This window comes from Chloroflexota bacterium (genome assembly GCA_026710945.1).
GTDB lineage: Bacteria > Chloroflexota > UBA11872 > VXOZ01 > VXOZ01 > VXOZ01.
Window position 1 is genome coordinate 39,308 of record JAPOQA010000021.1, and the last position, 21,832, is coordinate 61,139.

At 58.6% G+C, this 21,832-nt stretch carries 15 protein-coding genes; 3 read left to right on the top strand and 12 right to left on the bottom strand.

Going from position 1 to position 21,832, the window contains the following annotated elements; translation table 11 throughout:
* Positions 1-142: 142 nt before the first annotated feature.
* From OXE05_04070 to OXE05_04100, 7 genes are all read right to left on the bottom strand, one after another.
* Complete coding sequence (locus OXE05_04070) at positions 143-2,596, bottom strand: ATP-dependent Clp protease ATP-binding subunit (GenBank protein ID MCY4436492.1); 2,454 nt, start codon at positions 2,594-2,596, stop codon at positions 143-145.
* A 134-nt stretch (positions 2,597-2,730) separates the two neighbouring features.
* Positions 2,731-3,156 (bottom strand): hypothetical protein, encoded by a 426-nt coding sequence (locus tag OXE05_04075; protein MCY4436493.1) that lies wholly within the window; start codon positions 3,154-3,156, stop codon positions 2,731-2,733.
* 469 nt (positions 3,157-3,625) lie between these two features.
* Positions 3,626-5,137, bottom strand: a complete 1,512-nt coding sequence (locus tag OXE05_04080; protein ID MCY4436494.1) for a leucyl aminopeptidase — start codon at positions 5,135-5,137, stop codon at positions 3,626-3,628.
* 121 nt (positions 5,138-5,258) lie between these two features.
* Positions 5,259-6,422, bottom strand: a complete 1,164-nt coding sequence (locus OXE05_04085; GenBank protein MCY4436495.1) for a hypothetical protein — start codon at positions 6,420-6,422, stop codon at positions 5,259-5,261.
* A 27-nt stretch (positions 6,423-6,449) separates the two neighbouring features.
* Positions 6,450-7,364 carry a hypothetical protein gene (locus tag OXE05_04090; GenBank protein ID MCY4436496.1) on the bottom strand — a complete coding sequence of 305 codons (915 nt, stop codon included), beginning with the start codon at positions 7,362-7,364 and terminating at the stop codon, positions 6,450-6,452.
* A 465-nt stretch (positions 7,365-7,829) separates the two neighbouring features.
* Positions 7,830-9,221 carry an extracellular solute-binding protein gene (locus OXE05_04095; GenBank protein ID MCY4436497.1) on the bottom strand — a complete coding sequence of 464 codons (1,392 nt, stop codon included), beginning with the start codon at positions 9,219-9,221 and terminating at the stop codon, positions 7,830-7,832.
* A 350-nt stretch (positions 9,222-9,571) separates the two neighbouring features.
* A complete protein-coding gene (locus OXE05_04100) occupies positions 9,572-10,825 on the bottom strand; it encodes a metallophosphoesterase (GenBank protein MCY4436498.1) in 1,254 nt (417 codons plus the stop codon).
* A gap of 19 nt (positions 10,826-10,844) precedes the next feature.
* Between OXE05_04100 and OXE05_04105 the strand changes: the two genes are divergently transcribed.
* Positions 10,845-11,282 (top strand): hypothetical protein, encoded by a 438-nt coding sequence (locus tag OXE05_04105; protein MCY4436499.1) that lies wholly within the window; start codon positions 10,845-10,847, stop codon positions 11,280-11,282.
* A gap of 283 nt (positions 11,283-11,565) precedes the next feature.
* Here the strand turns inward: OXE05_04105 and OXE05_04110 are convergent, their stop codons facing one another.
* Both OXE05_04110 and OXE05_04115 read right to left on the bottom strand, forming a co-directional pair.
* A complete protein-coding gene (locus OXE05_04110) occupies positions 11,566-12,486 on the bottom strand; it encodes a hypothetical protein (GenBank protein ID MCY4436500.1) in 921 nt (306 codons plus the stop codon).
* A gap of 382 nt (positions 12,487-12,868) precedes the next feature.
* Complete coding sequence (locus OXE05_04115; GenBank protein MCY4436501.1) at positions 12,869-14,383, bottom strand: hypothetical protein; 1,515 nt, start codon at positions 14,381-14,383, stop codon at positions 12,869-12,871.
* 633 nt (positions 14,384-15,016) lie between these two features.
* Here OXE05_04115 and OXE05_04120 point away from each other — a divergent pair.
* A complete protein-coding gene (locus OXE05_04120) occupies positions 15,017-16,276 on the top strand; it encodes a deoxyguanosinetriphosphate triphosphohydrolase (protein MCY4436502.1) in 1,260 nt (419 codons plus the stop codon).
* Between the two features lie 222 nt (positions 16,277-16,498).
* Here OXE05_04120 and OXE05_04125 read toward each other — a convergent pair whose 3' ends face one another.
* Entirely contained in the window at positions 16,499-17,587 is a 1,089-nt protein-coding gene (locus tag OXE05_04125) for a Gfo/Idh/MocA family oxidoreductase (protein MCY4436503.1), read from the bottom strand.
* Between the two features lie 177 nt (positions 17,588-17,764).
* Positions 17,765-19,123 carry a hypothetical protein gene (locus OXE05_04130; protein ID MCY4436504.1) on the bottom strand — a complete coding sequence of 453 codons (1,359 nt, stop codon included), beginning with the start codon at positions 19,121-19,123 and terminating at the stop codon, positions 17,765-17,767.
* 318 nt (positions 19,124-19,441) lie between these two features.
* Here OXE05_04130 and OXE05_04135 point away from each other — a divergent pair, with 318 nt between their 5' ends.
* Positions 19,442-20,092, top strand: coding sequence for a GPP34 family phosphoprotein (locus OXE05_04135; protein ID MCY4436505.1), 651 nt, complete (start codon positions 19,442-19,444; stop codon positions 20,090-20,092).
* A 258-nt stretch (positions 20,093-20,350) separates the two neighbouring features.
* Here OXE05_04135 and OXE05_04140 read toward each other — a convergent pair whose 3' ends face one another.
* On the bottom strand, positions 20,351-21,706 hold the full coding sequence (locus tag OXE05_04140) for a hypothetical protein (GenBank protein ID MCY4436506.1): 1,356 nt from the start codon (positions 21,704-21,706) through the stop codon (positions 20,351-20,353).
* Positions 21,707-21,832: the final 126 nt, after the last annotated feature.

Consider the following 21,832-nt stretch of genomic DNA (forward strand, 5'->3'; position numbering starts at 1 on the left):
TGCAAAGAGGACAGCGCAACGTCGGTAATTCAGCTATGCCCCCAATACATGACCGGCAGAGGTTTTCGCCAAGTGCACGGCAACTCACACACCGCTGCGGCAATAACAGGTCGAGGACGTTGTGCAACGCTCTCTGCACCGGTCAGCCAATTGGAACTTCTGCTGGCTGGATTTCGACGTCGTCTCCGGCTGCGTTGAGGGTGACAATCCAGTGCGACCGGGACTCGTCACTTAGGCGCAGGTCAGTTAGGGGGTCTTCAAGCAAGGTGGTGATTAGGCGGCGCAGGGGCCGCGCGCCTTGCAGGGTGCCGCAGCGCTTCGCGAGGTGTTCGATTACGGCATCGTCTACGTCGAGCGTAATGCCCTCCGTGGCAAGATGCGCTGTACACTCCCGAATGAGCCGTTCGGCAATACTGTGAATGTTCTCCTCTGTGAGGGGATGAAAGGCACAGACGGTATCCACGCGGTTCAAGAACTCGGGGCGGAGGTTGCGCTCAAGCGCCTTGAGCGCCGCCCTCTTGATGCGTGTGTAGTCAACCACCACATTGTCTGCGTTGAAGCCTATGCCAACCCGATTCGGATCTTCGTCGAAGAAGTTCGAAGTGAAGATCAGCACAGCGTTGCGGAAGCTCACAACGCGGCCCTGACCATCGGTAAGCTGACCGTGATCGAGGATTTGCAGCAGGGCGTCAAGCACAGCAGGATGCGCTTTGTCGATGTCATCGAGCAGGATGACTGCATACGCCCGTCGCCGCACGGCTTCCGTGAGCTGTCCGGCTTCGTCGTAACCTACGTAACCGGGTGGCGAACCGATCAAACGTGAGACCGTGTGATACTCATCGTACTCGGACATGTCGATGCGGACCATTTGCTGCTCATCGCCCAACGTAAACTCCGCGATTGCTTTCGCAAGCTCCGTCTTGCCTACACCCGGACTGCCAATGAAAAGAAAGGATCCGATGGGACGCGTAGGATCCTTGACCCCGGCGAGCGCACGGCGCAACGCCTGAGCGACATCGCGGGCAGGTTCCTGCTGGCCGACTATGCGCCGGGAGACTTCCGATTCCATCATGAGCAGTCTCCGGGCCTCATTGGAGTCGACCGTGCTGCTGGGAACTCCAGTCCATTGTGCAATGACTGCGGCGATCTCTCGCTCGCCGATCTCAGCCCTGCGCTCCGCGAGTTCTCTGCGCCATCCTGTTTCGATGTCACGCAGTTGCTTATGCAAGTTCTCAATCTCAGTGTTTACGCGCGTAATCCAGTCGTAGTTGCCCTCTTCCCGGGCCTCCTTGGCTTCTGTTTGGAGTAAATCCAGCCGATGTTTGAGCTTACGCATCTCGGATGGCGCCGTGAGGCGCGAGACTTTGATCTTCGCAGCCGCTTCATCAATGAGGTCGATGGACTTATCGGGGAAGAACCTGCCCGGCAGATAGCGCTGGGCCAGCCGCACCGAACTCACTAACGCTTCATCCGTAATTGTGACGCCGTGAAACGTCTCATAGACTTTCCGAATCCCTGCCAGAATCTCGACAGTCTCCTCGAACGCCGGTTCTTCTACCGCGATCGGCTGGAAGCGCCGCACCAATGTACCGTCACGCTCGATGTAGCGCCGGTATTCGTCCCAGGTCGTCGCACCGATCATGCGCAATTCGCCGCGCGAGAGCACCGGTTTTAGCATGTTTGCGGCATCCATTGCCCCGGCAGCGGCACCCGCGCCGAGCATCATATGCACTTCATCGACGAATAGGATGAGATTTTCGATACTCTTTACTTCCTCGATGAGTCGCTTGAGCCGCTCTTCGAACTCGCCCCGGAACTTCGTCCCTGCAATGAGACCGGCGAGATCAAGTTGCACGACCCTCATGTCGTGCATCACAGTGGCAGCTTCCTTTGAAACGATGCGTTCCGCCAGTCCCTCAACTACGGCGGTCTTGCCGACGCCGGCAGGGCCCACGAGCACCGGATTGTTCTTACGGCGGCGCAAGAGGACCTCGCACATGCGTTCGACCTCATTCTGGCGTCCGACGACAGGGTCCAGGTCTTCTTGGCGGGCCAGTTGTGTCAGGTCCCGCCCGTATTGCTCGAGGATTGAAGTTCGTTCCTGGCGACGAGAACGTTCGCGGCCACGCTGCCGACCTACTTCCGGGCTCTTGCGCGACCAACGATTGGCCATGCGCCGCATTACATCAATTTGCACACCCAGGCGGTTTATCAGCACGTGTGACGCCAGGCCTTCTTCTTCACTGAGAAGTCCCAGGAGCAAATGCTCGGTGCCAATGTACTCGGTGGATAGCGCTCGCGATTCTTCATCGGCAAGCTCCAGTACGCGCAAGCCGGAAGAGGATAGACGCGGACTGGCAAAGGCTTCGCGTGATTGGCCGAAGTCAATGGCGGCGACGATTTCCCGCACGATCACGTGCAGATCCAGCCCTAACTCACGTAGCAGGCGCGCTGCGAGACATTCGGGCAATGCCACGAGCGCGAGGAGTATGTGCTCAGGCCTGATTTGTTGGTGCTGGAAGAAGAGCGCCTCGTTGCGCGCAAGCTGCAAGGCTTGCTTGCCCATGTCCGTAAGGCGATTGACGATATCCGCCACTTGGCTGCTCTTCCGGGAGTGAAAGAATTGGGTCTTGTTCTAGTCGCATTATATCATGGTAGTTGCGCTGCCAGGCTGAAGGGGCACCATGCCGGTACTGCCGCTCAAGTGCAATGCTGCGGGACCTCTTCAGGTCACGTACCGGCCCACTCCCCGGCCGGATGCCGCACGTCGCCTATCCGGACGCCCTTGCGTTCGGTAAGTACCTGCGAAGCCGGATGCTCTTCTTGGAGAACCCCCAAGAGCGCGTGCGCGGCGCCGATGTATGCGACGGCAAGCGACCGCGACTCCTCTGCAGCGAGTTCGATCACGCGCAAGCTCGTAGCGGAGAGTGACGGATTCCGGATGTTCTTGCGAGTTGGGCCAAAGTGAGTGACCGTAACGACTTCACGCGTGACGAGGTGCAAGTCTAGTCCGAGTCGGCGTAGCAATTGCGCGGCGTGACAATGAGGGAGACTAAGAATTGCGGATAGTATGTCCTCCGGCAGAATCTGGTCATGGAGAAAGAAGAGCGCTTCAGTATGTGACTTGGCAAGCGTCCGCTTGGCCATTTCAGACATTGGGTTCGCGCCCACAACCACACTACTTTCGCGACCCGGTAATCTCTACTTAGCAATTGGTAGTTTTAGGCTTGGGTTGGCAAGAGGTAAGACATGTGATCGTCTTTAGGACTGAACCAACTTCCAACTGTCATTCTGAGGAGCGCAGCGACGAAGGATCTAGAATCGGGAGCTTTTTTAGATTCCGCGAACATTGTTCGACGCTGCGCTCGGAATGACATGAACGCTGCCTGCAAAGACTTCAAGCCTATATCTACTAATTCCGCTCTACTTTTCCCATGACACGCTTCGCGAGACAATTCTGTGACGAAAAGGCTAGAACTTGTCTCAAAAATACATCGCTCTGTTAGACCTGCCCTTCGACAGGCTCAGGGCGAACGGAAAAGGCAAGTATCCGTTCGTGCCTCGACAAGGGCTTCGCGCAGCACTCAGCACGAATCGGCTATCGAACCTATTTATGAGATAGCTTCTAAGCAGATTCTAGCCCGCCTTCCCAGTCGCGTACGACCTGGTAGAGGAGACGGGCGCCATAGCCGCTGCTGCCTTTTGGTATGTACGGTCGATCCAAGTCCGTGAAATCCACTCCGGCAATGTCCAGGTGAACCCAGGGCTTGTCATCGACGAACAGCTTGAGGAGCGCCGCGCCGGTGATGCTTCCCGCTGCCCGCCCGCCGGTGTTCTTAACATCGGCGATGGGGCTCTTAACCTGTTCCTCGTACTCCGGCCACAGCGGTAGTTCCCAGACACGCTCGCCGGTCACGTCTCCCGCCGCCTTGACTCTTTCCGCCAGCCCGGCGTGGTTGGTCATCAGTCCCGCGGCGTGCTGGCCCAAGGCAATGATGACGGCGCCGGTCAGCGTGGCCATATCTATGATGGCAGATGGATTGTACCGTTGCGCATAGCTCAGCGCATCGGCCAAGACCAGCCTCCCTTCGGCGTCGGTGTTGTCGATCTCGATGGTCTTGCCGTTGGCGGCCCGCAGGACATCGCCGGGCTTGAACGCATTGGCGCCGGGCATGTTTTCCGATGCAGGCACCAGGCCGATGACGCGCACGCTGGGCTTGAAGTGGCCTACCAGGCGCATTGCACCCATCACGCCGGCTCCCCCGGCCATATCAGATTCCATGTGCCGCATGGAATCGCCGGGTTTGAGGTTGAGGCCGCCCGTATCGAACGTGATGCCTTTGCCGACCAGCACAATGTTCTGATCGGTAGCCTCGTCCGGTATGTAATCGAGGATGATGAAGCGACATGGCTGGTCGCTACCTCGCGAAACACCCAATATGACGTTCATGTTCTCCGCAGCGATCTCTTCCGGCCCGAGAATGGTGCACTTCAGGCCGAACTCTTGCGCCATTGCACTGGCCGCTTCAGCAAGCGCCGCTGGCGGGAGGTCGCTCCCGGGCGTGGTGGAAAGGTCGCGGGTGAAGTTCTGGGCGTCGCCAATGGCGATGCCTTCATTGACGCCCGTAGAGACGGCGGCAAACTTCTCGGAATCGGCTTCGACGAAGGTGACGGAATCCAGTGCTTTATCGTCCTTGTCGGACTTGTAGCGCTCATAGCGATAGAGGCCGAGCACAGTGCCTTCGGCCGCGGCGCGTGCCGCGTCAACAGGGGAGAGTCCACCGATTCCGGCCCCATGCACAATGCTTGCCACATGTTTCGCGCTAAGGTCGCGGGAGGTGCGCGCCGCCTTTGCTGCTACCTGGCGGGCGCGGTCCAGTGTGAAGTCATCTTGCTTGCCAAGGCCGATGATGAGGACACGCCGGGCCGAGATAGCTCCTTGCGTATACAAGTAGAGGGATTCGTTCAGTTTGCCTTCAAAGTCACCGGCAGCGATTAGATCGCTAATCTGACCGTCAAGAGCGCGGTCTACTGCACCTGTGGCCCCACCAGGTACGGTCACACCTTCAAAGAGGTTGACGACAATGAGGTCTGCATCCTGTTCCAGGATGTTTCCTTGGGCTGCCAAGACGTTCATAGGCATCTCCTGTAAATTCTAAAGTTGTCGTAGGTTTTGGTCGTAGCGCTGAATAGAGTACACACCGCTCCCGGCTGGCCCCACTCTCGCAAGGAGCGGACATAGATTGTTGCCCTTGCCGCTAGGGGTTGAAGCGGAGCAATATGCGACTAACGTGCCCCTCTCGGCCAAATCGGTTCACTCCCTTTGCCATAATCTGATTCTTGCCGGGGCGCAGATGCCACGTAAACTCAGGCGTTGTCTCCCGCCACTCTTCATCATTAAGGCGTACAAGGAGCTTATCGAGGTTGGGCATGCTGTGGTCGAGCGACACGGACAGCACGGCTTTTCTCCGCTCCCAGGCTGCTTGATCTACCTTGAGGTTAATTTGCACTTGATCAACGGACCAATAGAGATCGACTTCGTTGCTGGTAAAGTGGCTGCTGTTGGCCCGGTTGTAGGCGATGAGTCGCGGCGCTGTCCAGGGGTCAATCCACTCCAGCGCGGCTTCGTACTCATTGGACGAATGTTGGGTGTTACGCATCGGCAACACGATGTGGTAGTAATAGTCTCCCACATTGTGCCAACCAAAGATCTGGAATTCGGCGTCCTGATTGTCTTGATTTACGAATGTTGTGCCCGCGCCGGATTCCACCTTGTCGGTAACGCGGAAAGGGGTCGGTCCCGTCACCATGCTCACTTCATCCCAGCGGCGCGTGACCCAGGCAGTGTGGATTTCCAGGACGCTGAGCGGGATACTGTCGCGTTCGTAGTGCACGTTCAGGTCGGGATCGAGCAGTATCCACTTGTGGTAATCGTGTGACCAGAATTCGACGATTGAATGACCGATGTTGCCCTCGTCGGCGGACATCCAATCGCTTTCCGTCTTGCAGATGCTCAAGTTTCGCGCGACGAATCCAAGAGACAAGAGGCACTGCATCAAGGTCACCGCAAAGTACCCGCAGTTGAAGTCCTTGCCTTGCTCCACCGCAGCCAATATCTCAAGCGCGTTGCGGGGCTCGGGCACGCGAGTCCAGCCGTGCTTCCAGCGGGTGTGCACCCACTCGCGCAACAGGAGCACTTGCTCGAATTCGGTCTGCCCGGAAGCGATTACTTCATCTAGTTGGTAGCGCCGTCGCAGTTCCGATAGCATTGCGTCGGGGCCTTGATAGCTAAACGGAAACGCGCTCTTGACCAGGCGTTCATTCTGGTACTCTATGACGCGTAATTCGGGAGCTATTGCCTCTTCCCCGGCCGACTCTGCTTCCAGTTCCGCAAGCGTTACGCGGTCAATGGTGGTTGCCATGGGTTTTGCCTCCACATTCGAATTAACTTAAGCCGGCAACATCGCTTCAGAAAGCGGCAGGGCCTCTTCAAGCGCCTCATGAATCATGGGGAATGAGGCCGGTACGAGTTCCAGACCCTCGCGATCGGTTGCTTCCTGGACGTACTCCAAGACGTAGTCCAGGTTGGGAATGTTGACTCTCTCGGAGTTGTGCGTGGCGCCGACAATCGCCCGCACCGGCGTCTGAATGAGACCGGAGAGCTCTAAGTTCCAGTCGATGATGGTGCGGTAGAGTTCGCGGCTTTCCTCGCTGACCGGCTCTTCCGAGCGCAGGTCGCGGGGGCGTGCCCAGCGGCCGCCGCTCATTTCACCACTGCAGGAAATCACGCAGATTGGCAGAGTTCCGCCCAGCACGTGGTGCTGCGCGCTGCCCCAATGGGGGTACGGGTAGTCGCCTTCCGTGCAGCGGTCCGGTCGGTCCGGGAAATAGCGGCCCGGCGCGGGCGCAATATATTGCCTATAGCCTGCTTCATACAGCAGGCGCAGCGTGACCGGGCTCTTCGAGCCGCAGCACGCACAATACGTATCCGTGCGGAAGCCTAGTGCTGTCTCGAAGTCTTCCGTGGCTTCGGCGATGATCTGGCGTTGCGTTGCCTCGTCATACTCTCCGAGGTCGTTTTCGTACTTGGGATAACGAAAGCCGGGGACATTGGGTTGGATTCCTATGTTCACGCCTTCGCTGTGCCACTCCCGCATCATGTCGGCATGGGCCTTGGCTGCTTCGGGCGTGAGGTTGAAGGTGACCGCGGGCAACAGACCATGCGATTCGAAGGACTGGCGAATGGCGCGCACGGTGCGCTCGCTCACTTCCCACGAGGCGGGGCCGCCGCAGCGGGGCGACTTGGCCGCCAAGGGCTCGCAGTCGACGAAATAGGAGAAGAATACCTTGTTCGACACAGCCATGGAGTGCTCCTTACCCGGATTGTGAACAGATTGGAAATGCTCTGTCTCTAGATGCACCTGTTTTGTTTCTCGGCGTAGTTTACCAATGCGATTATATACCCACAAGCAATCGTTGGAAATGGACGGGACAAGCGGGAGAGATCTTGGCATTGCAGCAGGGCAGGCGGCAGCTATTTCGGCCTGCCTAGCCGTAGGGTTGGAAATAGAGGCAATGGCGAGCAGCTTAGAGAGTATCCTGCTTGCACTGTGTTGAGCGTGAGCCGTGAGAGGACGTGCGGCCGAGCCTTGTCAGAGATCACTGCAGGTTTGAGAGCGGTAAGTTGGACAAGAGTTGCTTCTTCAACAACCAAGCCGGCGTCAGGAGACGAGTGTTCTGCAAACAAGAGTAGGGGCACGACATGTCGTGCCCCTACTCGTCATTCTCCAAGCATGGAGATCAGTTTCGCGTACCCAAAAGGATCGGGCTTATCCTTCCCGATACTCTTCGGGTCGGCGATCGAGGACCTCGTTGAGGACATCAGCGGACTGGCGCAGGCCCTCAGCCACGGTGATTTCACCGCGTAGCGCCTGATACCATGGCTCGTTGGACGGGCCAAAGGCTTCGCTGAATTCCAGCACACGCGGGAACGGGCGGCCGCCGGCGGCCCAACCGTTCACAACCTGCTCTACCTGCGTGCCTTCGTAGCGTGCTGCCCACTTCGGGAACAGGCCGTGCCGGATGACCGGCGGCCAGGCAATGTAGCCGAAGTAGTCGGTTTCCTCGGCGCCCTCATCGCTGTGGATGTACTTGAGGAAGCTCCAAGCGGTTTCCTGGTCCGGCGAGAGAGTCATGAGAGAATAGCCATTCCCAACCAGGGTAGCAGTCTGGTTCTGGTCCCGCGGCGGCATGGCAATATCCAACGCGTCCTCCAAGTGCGACTTGGCGGCGTTGTAACGGAACATGCCGTTGAACTCCATGGCAAGGGCTCTTACTTCGAGAATGCCGATGCCGGACCTACCGGCAGTAACCTTCTGGATGTCTTCGCTGGAAGGTGTGTACCGGTGCTTGAGGTGGAGGTCCACATTAAACTGAGCGCCGCGCAGCGACAATGGGTCTTCGCCGTAGAGCGCCTTGGTGTCGTTCTCGTTCATGATGGCCCCGCCAAAGTTGAGCAGGAAGGTGCCGCCCATGTACCAGAGGCTATTCTGGCCCACTTGCATCGCCCAGCGGCCGTCGTCCGGCTTATGGAGCCGCTCGGCCATGGCGAGCAGGTCGTCGTAGGTCCAATCGCCACCGGGGTAGTTCAGGCCGGCTTCGTCGAAGTACTCCTTGTTGAAGAGCACCACTTCGCCGCCGGACTGCATGGGTACGGCGTAGAGCTTATTCTGCCAGGTCCAAGATCGCAGGTCGGCTTGAAAGTAATCTTCCAACGAAATCTTATCGCGCTGGAAGTAAGGGATGTGGTCCGGGAAAATGCCCCGCAAGCCACCATAGCCGTACCAGTTGATCTGGTTGATAGAGAGGTCCACGTCGGCCTGTCCGGCCGCGTGGTTCGTCTGCCGTCGTTCCCAAATCGTGCTGTACTCGCCGGGGACGACCTCGGTCTTGATTCCCAGCGCTTCCTCGGCTTGCGCCAAGGTATTCCGGAACGCCTGATAGCGACCATCGGATTCGACGAAGGTCTCGTCAATCCGCATGATCTTCTCTTCCATCGCCATCTCTTCTTTGGCCTCGGGCTCTGGCTCTTTGTCTTCGGCCATCTCGCCAGTCTCCGCGACCGGAACTGCGCCGCAAGCTGCCAAGAAGACCACACCACCGAGACCGCCTGCGCCCACCAAGATTCCGCGGCGGGAAAAGACGTGTCGCTTCTCTTCCATTATCTAAACTCCTAATTTAGCCACTTCCCCGTGAAGTGACACATAACGGGACTATACTGATGGAACTCTCTGGCCCGTAGGGCGGAATAGCCTCCTTTCCCCCTATCTTCACACTTGTTCGGGTAGCAGTAGTATCGCACAAGGGGTATTCCTCGTCAATACTGCTCTCCACGGCTCAGCATTCGAAGAAAAATCGCTGATTCTAAGGACGGAAACAGCATTCAGGCCGAGACTAATGGCTTGCATTTGCGGCAATGGACACTCCAGTCAGCCGCTAAAGTAGAGTCTTTCACTGTTCGCAGGGGGCAATGAATTCAAGAGAGCGCACAATGCATGAGGCAGAGAGAGTTCTAGTCGAGTTCCTCCACGGTGATGTCATCGAACCAGGCAGTACCCGCAGAACCAGGCTGAGCTGAGAGCACGACGCGGCAGCAGTAGACATAAGGTGGTAAGGGCGGCGTGCAGACCTGGAGTCGCGTCCAACCATGCGTCCCGGTAAGCGGTTGCGATTGCACGCGATCAATGAACCCCATGTCGCCGCTCCACTCAAGCGAGATGGTCATGCCGCCGCGCACATCTTCTGTGCGCACCCAGGCTTCGAGCGCGTAGCGCTTGCCGGCAGCATCTGCCAAGAGCTTGCCGTCGTCCTTAAGCACCCGGCGAATCGCCGGGACAACGGGTTCTTCACCGGACCGGTGCCAGCGAATGCTCTGTTTACTTGAGCGTATCGTCGCCGAATCGCGTGAGAATTGGTTTCGCGGCAATATCCAGCGCGCCTCCCCTTCCGCCATGCCTGCGACCACTGTGCCTGCTGGAGGGAGATCGGGGAAGGAATACTGTGGGCTGGCGGCAGGAAGCGGAGCGAGCGCCGCTTCAGGTTTGCTCAATGTCAGTGTGTCGAACAGATTGCCATCGGAATCTATGGCGCGTACCTGACACTCATCGGGTGCCACCGAGGTCAGCAGAATGTGGTTCGTGGGCTTGGCTAGCGCAGAGACGGGGTGCAGGTGGTCCCAGAGTTCGCTTGGCGACAGCCTCATGTCGTAGCCGCCGCCGCCCGACACGAAATAGACTACGCCGCCCTGGCTGGCGTACTGCCCATTGCGCAGCGGATGAAACCGCTCGTAAATCGTCGCATGGGCGGTGTAGACGATATCCACGCCGTAGCGTTCGAACAATGGGCAGAGCACACGGGTCGCCGGAATCTCGCAGTTGTTCGAACAAAACGGCGGATGATGGAAGACGACGAACTTCCAGCGCGCATTCTGAAAGGTCTTGAGGTCGTGCTCCAGCCAGTGCCACTGCTCGGAGCCAGGCCGGTAGTCCATGTTGCTATTGAGCACAGAGAAGTGTGCCGCGCCGTAGTTGAAGGAATACCAATAGTGGGGTTCTGGAAAATTGAAATAACGAAAGTACCCTTCATTGGGCGAGTCGTGATTTCCCATCGCCGCGAACCACGGGGTGTACGGCAGCAGGTTTTCTGTACAGGCGAAAAAGTCGCCAAACCGCGCTATCTCATCCTGAGCATGGTCTCCGGCGCCGACACAGATGTCCGCCCGATAGGCGCGGGCGAGGTCGGCATTGCGGCGGTGGGCGTCATTCACGCGGAGGCTGTCGCCGTAGGTGGCGAAGGAGAAAGGCGAGTCTTCGCGCACGGCGGTGCGAAAGCTGGCGCCGGCTGAGGTGACTGTTACGCTACCGGGAGAGCGATTCGCATATTCCCGGCCGGCAGGGGAGGAGTTCCCCTCACCCCGGCCCTCTCCCCAGGGAGAGGGAGTGGAAGGCGCGCCCGAGAGAGAGGGAGCGGATGGCGCACCCGAGGGAGAGGGAGCGGACGGCGCAGCCGAGAGAGAGGGAGTGGATGGCGCAGCCGAGAGAGAGGGAGTGGATGGCGCACCCGAGGGAGAGGGAGTGGACGGCGCGCCCGAGAGAGAGGGAGTGGATGGCGCGCCCGAGGGAGAGGGAGTGGACGGCGCGCCCGAGAGAGAGGGAGCGGATGGCGCACCCGAGAGAGAGGGAGCGGATGGCGCAGCGCTCGCTGGATTGCGGCTTCTTGGCTGAGTTTCGCAAGGGTCTTCGGGGAAAGAGGAAGAGACCCGGTAGAAGTAGTCCTGTTCGGGCTCCAAGCCCGTGAGACGCACGGCGTGAACCGTGCGCAGTGCGCGGTCTTCCTCGCGGCACGGATACGTTGGTTGCGGTCTGCCTGCATAGGCGCTCCAGCCCAGTCGCGCGCTCTGCTCAAACTCCACCAGGGACATGGCGGGCTCGTCGGTGTGCCACATGATTGTGATGGCGTCCCTCGCCACATTCTGCAGGTAGGGGCCGGCAGTGATTCTCATGGGTCTTACCGCTGGTATGACCACACGTCGTTGTAGAGGGTGTCGCCGAAGCCGCCTATCACCCACAGCTTGTCACGGTATGTGAGGCAGACCGGCGCATGGCGAATCGGCCAGATTGGATCGCCCACGGCTTCCGTCCACTGCGCGCCGTCCGGGGAGAACCACACGTCGTTGCGGTTGTCGTTGTGGTGGCCCCCGATGATCCACATCTTGTCGTCATACACGGCGGATGCGTGGAAGCGCCGCTCCTGCCAGGCTGCGGTCACTGCCACCATGTCCCACGATGTGCCGTCGGTAGTGCACCAGACGTCGTTGTGGTTCACCACGGTGTTATTGGGATAGTTCGTGTTGTACACGCCGCCGCCCATGAGCCACATCCTGCCGTCAAAGACTACGGAGGTCTGCATGCTGCGGGCACTCCACGGCGCATGCTCATCCACCAGGTCCCAGTGCTTGCCGTCGGTCGAAGTCCAAACGTCCTGGTAGTGGTGAAACTTCTCGATATTGAACCCGCCGAACAGCCACATTCTGCCGTCGAATACGACTGCTGAAGCGGCACTCCGTTTGCCCCAAGGCGCGTCTAGCGTTGCGACCTCCCAATGCTTGCCGTCGCCCGAACACCATACATCGTTATGTGAGACGTGCGGTTTATCCGCACCGGCAAAGATCCAGAGCTTGTCATCGTAGACGAGCGTACAGGGCAGGTTGCGCTTGGGCCAAGGCGCGGCGGGCGTCACCTCTTCCCAATTGACGCCGTCGCCAGACGACCAGACGTCATTGACTCGAGTGGGGATAAAGCCGCCCATGAACCACATCTTGTCTTGGAAGACGGCCCAGCCCATCGAGTCACGTTTAGTCCAAGGGGCTTCGGCTGTTTCTTGATTCCAAGCGATCGCAATCGCCTGGCCTGCTGAATCCGATTGCATCTGCTACCTCGTTTCTGCGCTTTGCGGTTTGGGACCTGCTGGTTGTGAATACAATAGCAGACAAGAGGGGCTTGAAGTGCCTGGGTGCGTGGTTGACCATGTTCCATGATTAAGGAAAGCAAAGCACACGAGCCGAGTGTCTCGCTCCGCGCACTCTGTGTGTGTTTACCGACTTATGGTCTGTTCGTCCAGCGCGGTTGCCTCAGGTACTGCAAGCGCTGCCACGGTAACGGGGCAGAGACCACGTTCGCCGCTGTGCCGGGAGGCAGTCGGGGTGCCAAGACTTGGCAAATGCCCTGCCCCCTCGGATCTTTGCATCCGCTGCCAGCGCACACGAAGGAAAGTGTGTCATCCCCTCGTCGAAGATTATCGCGGTGCGTGTCTATGCGGCCTCGGTCTTGGCTATGCCTTGATCAAACGCTTCTTGCACCTCGGCAGACGGAGCTTTGGTTACGAGCGTGACCAGCACGGCTATCGGCAATATGCCGAGCGTAAGTACGCCAAAGACGATGAACCTGACATCCATGAACGCGCATACCAGGGTCAAGAGCCCGCCGGCAACGAGCGCGGCCATCGCGCCATAGAGGTTGAACCGGCGCCAAAAGAGTGATAGAAAGACTACCGGCCCGAACGTACAGCCCGTGCCCAACCAGGCGTAAACCAGAAAGGTGACGATTGAGTTGGGCTGGCTCAAAGCGAGCAGCCAGGCCACGACACCGATGAGAATCAGCATCAGGCGGCCGATCCAGACACGCATGTAGGCGCCTAGGACGAATTCAAAGCGCTTGCGCTGCGCATACCTGCGTACGAGCGGCAGGTCGGAAGTGGCGACACTGGCGCCAATGAGCATCTGCGAGTCGATCGTGCTCATCACCGCAGCGACAACGGCGGTGAGGGCAACCGCGCCCAGGATGGGACTATCGATGAGATCAGCCAACCAGTAGAAGAACTGAATCCCATTCTCACTTGCAGAACCGCCGGACAAAACCAGGCGAATTCCCCCTTGCGGCAAGGCGTTCTCGGCGAAAAGTCCGAGAACGACGCTGAAGGCAAAGATGATGAAGATCCATAGCGTGCTTAGTCGGCGGCTGGTATCCATGATGGCTTCGCTCTCGGCTGCCATGAAGCGCTGCAACAGCCGCTGCGCGCCAAACGCCCCTTGCACTGTTGCTACCAAAAAGAGCACAAAGAGGAATACATTTACTGTATCGCCAATGGTACCGAAGGTATCGCCGAAGGAGTCTGCAATGCCTGCAGTCGGGTTGTCAGTGACCACGTACACGGCGACTGTCAGGACCACCACGCCAAGCAACGTAATAATGCTTTGAAAGACATCCGTGCGCGCGACCACCACGTAGCCACCGATGAAAATGTATGCCAGCACGACGAGTACTGTTATGAGTCCACCAACTGCGGTGCTCACACCGAACGCAATATTGAAGAGAATGCCGCCGGCCATGATACCCGCGCTCACATAGAAGAGTACGAACAGCAGCGTTAGGATGGCCGCGAGTACGCGTAAGACACCGGTGCGGTCATTGAAGCGCCGCTCCAAGAATTCCGGCAGGGTGAGCGCGTTTTGAGCGGCGTATGTAAAGCGGCGCAGCCGGGGCCCGATCAACTTCCAGGTTGCCCACAAGCCGATAATGATCGCGATTGCCATTCCCACAACCAAAAAGCGCAAACCGAAGGCAATCGCGGGCAGTATAAACAGCGCCCAACCGCGCTCTAATGACGAGCTCGCGCTCAGACCGGTTGTGATTGCGCCCACGCGCCTGCCTGCAAGCACGTGGTCCGCCATCTCTTGCGTTTGGTTGGTGCGGTAAAGCGAAATCCCTATGACTACGAGGACATAGACAATGAAGAATATAAGGAGCGATTGGTCTAACTGTGACACGGCATTTCCTCTTTCCTTGTACTACGTTGTATCACGAAAAGATGTGTATAGGGTACGGGGAGTCGGAGCGGCTGTCAAACTCTTTTCCGATCCCATTCAGAGTGCTGACACGCGGCCTTCCCGTCTGCTGGGTAGCAAAGAGATCTCGGTAAAATGTCATTAGCAGATGAGAGTTGCGTGACTCCGGCTGTGAGGGGTGGCAGAGCAACTCACCTCATCTCGCGCAGCACATGAATAAGAGTCTCGAGCCAACCGCCGGCCCATGTCTGCAAAGCAGAAGTCGCACAGGATCATGAGCCGCTGGGGATGATTGGTAAGACACTGCTACTGGGTGCATGCCGCAACGCGTTGGGTTGTCTTACGGTTTCCACACTCTTTGCAGCGACCTTGCCGATATACCAAAAAGGCGCTCACATTACCGCCCTAGGTGCCTTGCCCCTGCGCACCTGCCGGATGGATTGACCGCAATGCAGAGGCACAGAGACGCCGCTTCGGGCGCCGGCAAGACATGAGACTCGGGCACCTGCCCCGTGCTTGTGGGTGCCGCGCCTTCCGTCTAAGGTAGACGTATTGGGCGAGGCGGCCTCTTTACGCAAGCAGCCCTCTCATTTTGCCTCGCTGAGGTGGAGAATCGTGTTTACTTACACGCCACATGACCGGGAGCGCTTCCGGCCTGAAGAAGCCAAGGTCGCCGACGAGCGCGAAGAGTTCGAACGCGACCGCGCCCGCATAATTCACAGCGCCGCTTTCCGGCGGCTGCAAGGCAAGACGCAGGTATTCGGCGTGCGGTACGGCGATTTCTTTCGCACCCGGCTGACCCATTCATTAGAGGTGGCCCAAATCGGCAAAGGGCTGGCGATGCGGTTAGGCGTTGATTCTACGTTGGTGGAAGCGATTTGCCTGGCTCACGACATCGGTCATCCACCGTTCGGCCATTACGGTGAGCAGGTCTTGCGTGCCGGCATGACAGGGCATGGCAGCTTTGAGGCGAACGCGCAAAACTTGCGTGTTCTCACCCAACTCGAAGTGAAGTCGGACCGCTACGTGGGCCTCAATCTCACCCGCAGCGTCTTGGATGGTCTCCTGAAGTACAAAGCGCTCCACGGCTCGCAACCCAATCTGAGCAAGTCCTGCTACGCCGAGGATGCGCCCTTGCTCGCATGGGTCTGCGAGAATGGTTCGGCGGTGGAGCGTTCATTTGAGTGCCAGATCATGAATTGGGCCGATGACGTGGCGTATTCAGCGCACGATCTGGAAGACGGTATTCACGTCGGGATGATTACGTTGCAACACCTGCGGCGGCCTTCGAACCAAGATGCGGTCATGCAACGCGTGCGGGAAAGTGCCGAGGAACGCGGACACGCATGGTCGCCTGATGATGTAGTGCGAGAACTAGACTGGCTGGCTGCCCGCCTGATCGAGTTGGAAGGATTGCCCACGCCGCGGCACGCGCGTGCCGCGCTCAAGGGCTTGACCTCAGGCTTGATCAACGAGTTCGTACGCTGCGCTCAGGGTGCGCCACGGTTGGGATGGACAGACGGCCAGTCGGAGCGGTATCGCTACGGCCTCATGGTCCCAGACGCTCAGGAACGGCGCTGCGAAGTGCTCAAGCAAGTCGCCTTTGTCTTGGTGTTTGCCGAACCTCGGGTGACGACGCTGGCTTACAGAGCTCGCCACATGGTCGAACGGCTCTTTGCCGTCTTTCAGGATGAGGCGAGCGCGGCCATGTATCCCTTGGAGTTTCAGGATAGTTTTGCCGCGGCCAGAGACGATGCTCAGCGTCGGCGCGTCGCCTGCGACTATATTGCTACAATGACCGACTTTCAAGCGGAACGGACCTATCAACGCCTCTTTGTGCCCGGATACGAGAGCATTCTCGACCCGCTGGTGTGAACAGCTATGGCCAACTGCGTTAGAATTGGGAGCCTACGTAGGGGCGGTTCGCGAACCGCCCCTACGTAGGCTGTCTGATTTTGAGCATAGTCGGGTGCTGATTGCCGATATGACTTGATCAGTCGAGATATGTAGGGGCACGACATGTCGTGCCCCTACATAATTTGCGAACAATTGTTGCTGCGCAGAGTTTCGCGCGCAACGCCCATAGGGTGCCGGCCTCTACCAGACCTCGTCCGTCCTACGCCAGACCAGCTGGGGTCGCACGTTCTCAAGGGGCAAATCGGCGATTATGCCGTAGTCTTCACCGTGGTAGGCGGCGATAATGGCCTCCATCGACTTCTTCGACTCGACGCCGTCGGTAAGCGGGGTCTTATCGTTTACGATGCAGTCGATGAAGTGCTCGCATTCGCCGGCGAAGTTCTTGCGCGCGCTGAAGGCATCCATGAGGTCGGCCTTGCTTGGGTCATCTTCAACCAGGAGCGTGCCTTCCTTGTCGCCAGCTTGCCAGAGCATCAAGCGGCGGACGCCATCAGGATCGTAGCTGAGGATCAGCTCGCCGCCTTCGAGGTAAACCGCGAAGCGCAGATGGCAGTCGCTGTGCTTGGTGCCCCAAGACGCTACGTAGTTGCCCAATGCGCCGCTGGCAAAGCGGTAGATGGAGACTGCCGTATCCTCACGGCCAAGGGTGTCCTTGCGGAAGCGATCGTCGCTCAGGCACGTAGCTTGCACCACGTCGCCGAGGTTCCAGACCATCTGGTCAACATAATGGCAACCGTGGCTGAGCAGGCAGCCCATGGGAAAGGTCTTCCACGACTTGCGCCACCCTGCCGGATTGGCCATGTTGTCTTCGGTGCGTACCTGCACCATGTATGGTTGACCGTACTCACCGCCGGTCACCAGTTCGTTGAGTTTCTGCCAGATGGGCTGGTAGCGCGTCACATACGCCACCATCAACTTGACGTCCTTTTCGTCGGCCACGCGAATCATCTCGTCTGCGTCCTCAAGCGTCGTCGCCATAACTTTCTCCGTGAGGACGTGCTTACCGCGATGCATGGCGGCCAGGCTCATTGCAGCGTGTAGATGAGGCGGCGTGCAAATATCGACAGCATCTACCTCATCGAGGATCGAGTCATAGTCCGTCGACCACTTTGCACCCGTGCGCTCCGCCTCGGCTTTGGCCTTTTCTTCGTCGATGTCCACGCAATAGGCCAACTCAACGGCTTCACTCATGCGGGCATAGGCATTGATGTGACCGGTACTAATGCCGCCGCATCCGACTACGGCCATGCGAATCTTGCTTTCGTTCACGTTCACACACTCCTCTCAGTGCGGCTAAATGTTTCTAAGGTTGTTAACGTGCATTCTAAACTAGCTATCCAGCACATAGTTTGCAAACGGTTTCGCCGTGGGAAGTCTTGGGAGTGTGTGGCACAGCACATCCAGCATGTGGCGCGGTTTGGCGGCAGACGCTTGCAAGCACTGTGGCTAGAAAAGCCGGCCGAGAAGCTCCAGGGCGCATTGCTCCATGGCAGGCCCGGTGCCGACCCCGCCCAGAGACGAGTATCCCGCCCAGGTCTCGTAGCCGCCGTGCTCGGTCAGGGCTTTGTCCGTGCAGACGTAACCTATATAACCGTTGGCCAGGCTCACGACAAACTGGGGAGACGCGGGGGACTGCTGTTTGATGTTCAAGCCGAATTCGACAAAGATTTCACCGGGCAAGGCCACGATGGAGGCGTCGCCGAGCCGCAGGGCTTGCACCGGCGCGGTGTGCGTGAGCGGCATTTGCGCCAAGCGCTGGCATTCAGCCGCGTAGACATCCGAAAGCGGATGCGGCAACGGCTGGCCGACCACCCAGCTAAACGGCCCTGAATCATAGTCAGTGTACGTTCCCGCGGGCACGGCGAGAATCTTCTCAGCCATGGCGAGGTCCTCAGCCGTGATGGTCTTACGCTGGAAGTCAAACGTGCCCACTGCCGCCCCCAGCACCAATTCGTCCTGCATCTCCATGAGCTGGATCTCGGTGATGAGGTGGCCGGCCAACACGTTTGCCATCTTGATCGCTTGCGTGTGACCGCTTGCGGTCCATTGGCGCTCGCCGCTGTAGTCCTGGTTATTGATATCGCCTGAGGTGCCGTTCCAGAGCATACCGACACACTGCGGATCGAGGTAGCGTTGAATCAGCCGGTGGAAGTGCCCAAAGTAGTCGGCGGATATAGCGGTTCCATTGTCCGTGCCAACGTAGTGCAGCACGAAATTAGAAACGGCGGCGATGGGCCGGCCGTCAGTCCCTTCCACGTAAAGCATAGTGACTTCAGGGTCTATGGGATAGGTAGGCTTAACGAGGTCTGGATTCCCCGCGCCGGGATTCATGCGCACTGTTCCGTCACGCATATGCCACCGGCGGTTGAACGAGATGCGGTCCTCATGGGCTGTGGCAAAACCAACGCGCGCAGTCTGCAAATGTTGCGTGGCAATTTCCACGGCATCCGCCATCTTGAGCGGCGCCCACTCGACATACGCCTTGTCCTCGCCCGTGCCGAGGAGATCGGCAACGCCGGCGGCCGTATGGGTATGCGTGGCATTGATCATGACGTTTTCGGGAGGAATGTCACAGCGCGCGGCAATGCGTTCTTTGGCCCGGTCCGCCATCCCTTGAGGCATTACGATGAGGTCGCACGTGACAAGCGCAATGCGCATTTCACCGTTGTCGATAACCAGCGCCTTTGCCAGAAGCTCGTCGTCGACGTCTGCGGCATAGCGCGTACGATGGCCTCCCGGAACCTCGATGCCAAGCCATGGGGTGATATTCGCCGTGGCAGCGCCGGCCTGCAGTAATGTACTCACGAGCGTCACTCCTTCGTGTGGGCCTTGTACAAATTCAGTCTTTTCAGACGCAAGTATAGCGCAACATGTTGTCAAACGGAAGCATATTGAAGCACGGCGACACCTGGGATTGCTCGTCTTGGGCACAACGGGTGACGATCAGATGAACAAGCAGGTAGCAACGCTTAGAATTCAGGGCGTCAATGCAAAGGAGCGAAGCCTAGGTTTCCACCAAAATGCGATCAGTCACGTATGGCCGGAAACGCGTACCATTGACAACGGCCGCACCAACGTCTTACGATACTTGCAAACCCTACAGTGTAGTAAGGAGTGAAGTCAATGCTGAGATTTGCCGAAGAAATCATGCTCCTCTTGCTTGATGATGAGAGTGGCGAATTTGCCCACATTCCCGAATGGTCGCTCCGCTATGCTCTAGCAGGCGCAGTGCTGATGGACATTGCATTGGAGAATAGGATCGACACCGATCCCAAGCGGCTATCCTTGTTGGATCCTACGCCTATTGGCGACGACTTGCTGGACCCAACTCTGGAGAGTATTTCAAAATCAACCGATCAGCACGACATCTGCCATTGGATCGAGCACACGGCCGAGAATGCCTATTCCATTCGCGATAAAGCGATGAAGCGACTCATCACCCATGGAATTTTGGAAAGCCGGGACGATCGCTTCCTGTGGGTGTTTCGTTCGCGGCGCTACCCTGTTGTAGATGGGAAGGCCGAGCGCGAAGTGAAGCTGCGGATCATGGAAGTGCTCTTTAGCGATGTCATTCCCGACCCGCGCGACATTGTGATAATTTGCCTTGCAGACGCATGCGGCATTTTCCGCACGTTGCTCTCCAAGCAGGAATTGAGACAAGCAGCAGGGCGCATCGAGCAAGTGCGCAAGCTGGACCTCATCGGCCAGGCTGTCTCGCAGGTCGTGTGGAACATCGAGGCGTCGCTGGCGCTTTCCATGCACCCCATGGCGTAGCGCCCAGGAATTGCACGCGCAACTCCCAGCCTCTTGCGGCATTCGCGAACTCGGCGATGCTCACTGCTAAACCGGTTGTGCAGCGCTCGCTTAGGAGCGTGTGCGAAGGTCGTGTCGCCCACTGCGGGCGTTTGCTCCGCATTTGCCCTGCTCTCGTCAGCCTAGATTAGTGGGCGGTTTGCTGCTTCTCCCTTGTCGACTCGGCTGGCTGCGGGTTTGCGCGGTGCCCTTTGATGCTGCGTAGTGTTTCCCCTCAACTTAGAGCCGGAGGCCGGCAAGCTGCTGACCGGCAACTTGTGCGAGTCGCTCGGCCGTGCCGGCTGCGGCGATGGAATGGGGTGAAGCCCAGGTCTCATAGCCGCCCTGTCTTTCCAGCGCCTCTTGCGGGCAGATGTAGCCGAGATAGTCATTGGCAAGCTCGGCGATGAGTGTAGGGTAATAGGGGCTCTGTGCCTTGATGGCTAGTCCGGTCTCGGCGAAGACTTCGCCCGGGAGCGCTACCAGAGCGGCATCACCCACTCGCAGAGACTGTACGCGCGTGTCTAATTCCAGCGGTAGGGCGGCGAGATCGATGCATGCTTGGGCATAGACGTGCAAGAACTGTCGATGCACCGGTTGGCCGACAACCCAGCTAAACGGGCCGGAGTCGTACGAAAAGGCGGCGGGATTGCGCAGAATCTGCTGGGCCACAGAGACGTCTTCCGCCAAGATGGTCTTGCGGGTATAGGTAACGGTTTCCAATACGGCGCTAAGCGGGCAGGTGTCATGCAAGTCCAGCAGTTGGCTCTCGCTAAGCACGTGTCCCGCGAGCACGGAGGCCATGCGCTTGGCTTGGGCATGGCCGGTCTCGTGCCACGACCGCTTGCCGCTATAGTCATTGTTGTTGATATCGCCGGACGTGCCGTTTATGAGGATGGGCAGGCACTGCGACCCGAGCAGGCGTTGCACTTCCGTCGTGAAGTGTCCGTAGTAATCAGCAGAGAGCGCTGTCGGCGAGTCGGTGCCAACGTAGTGGAGCGCAAATGAGGCAAGGACCGCGAGAGGTGTGCCTGTCGCGTCCTCCAGGTACAGGAAGCTCAACGCAGGATCGGTAGGGCCGGAAGGGCGTACGGGCTCTGGATTTTCGCTGGCCGGATTCATGTGAACGGTACCGTCGCGCATCCACCACCGGCGGTTGAAGCTGATGCGGTCTTCCCGCGCTCCTGCCCAGCCGATGCTGGCAGGCTGCAGTCGTTTTACCGCCAGTTGGACGGCATCTGCAATCTTGGCAGGAGCCTGCTCCACATACATCGAGTCTTCACGCACGCCGAGGGCTGTGCGAACTGCCGGCCCGCTGTGCGTATGCGTAGCGCAGACCAGCAGATGGCTGGGGGGTATTCCGCAAGTCTGAGCCACGCGCTCCTTCACGGCGTCCGCAATGCGCCGCGGCATACAGACGAAGTCACAAACGACGATCCCGATGCGAATATCGCCGTTGTCAAGCACCAATGCCTTGGCATGAATCTCGTCATGCACGTCTTGGGCCTGACGCTGCGCAAAGCCGCCGCAGAGTGCAATACCCAGCCAGGGTGTCAAGTTGGCAGAAGCGGCTCCTGCGTTTAGTTGATTTTCCATGGAAATACCACCTCTCGATGGCGTCATTGAGGTGACGGGTTCGACGGCCAACGGCTCACTCGTTAACGCGAAATGTGAAAGCCAAGCAACCGCACTCAAGGTTCGAATTCGGATACCCTCAAGGGC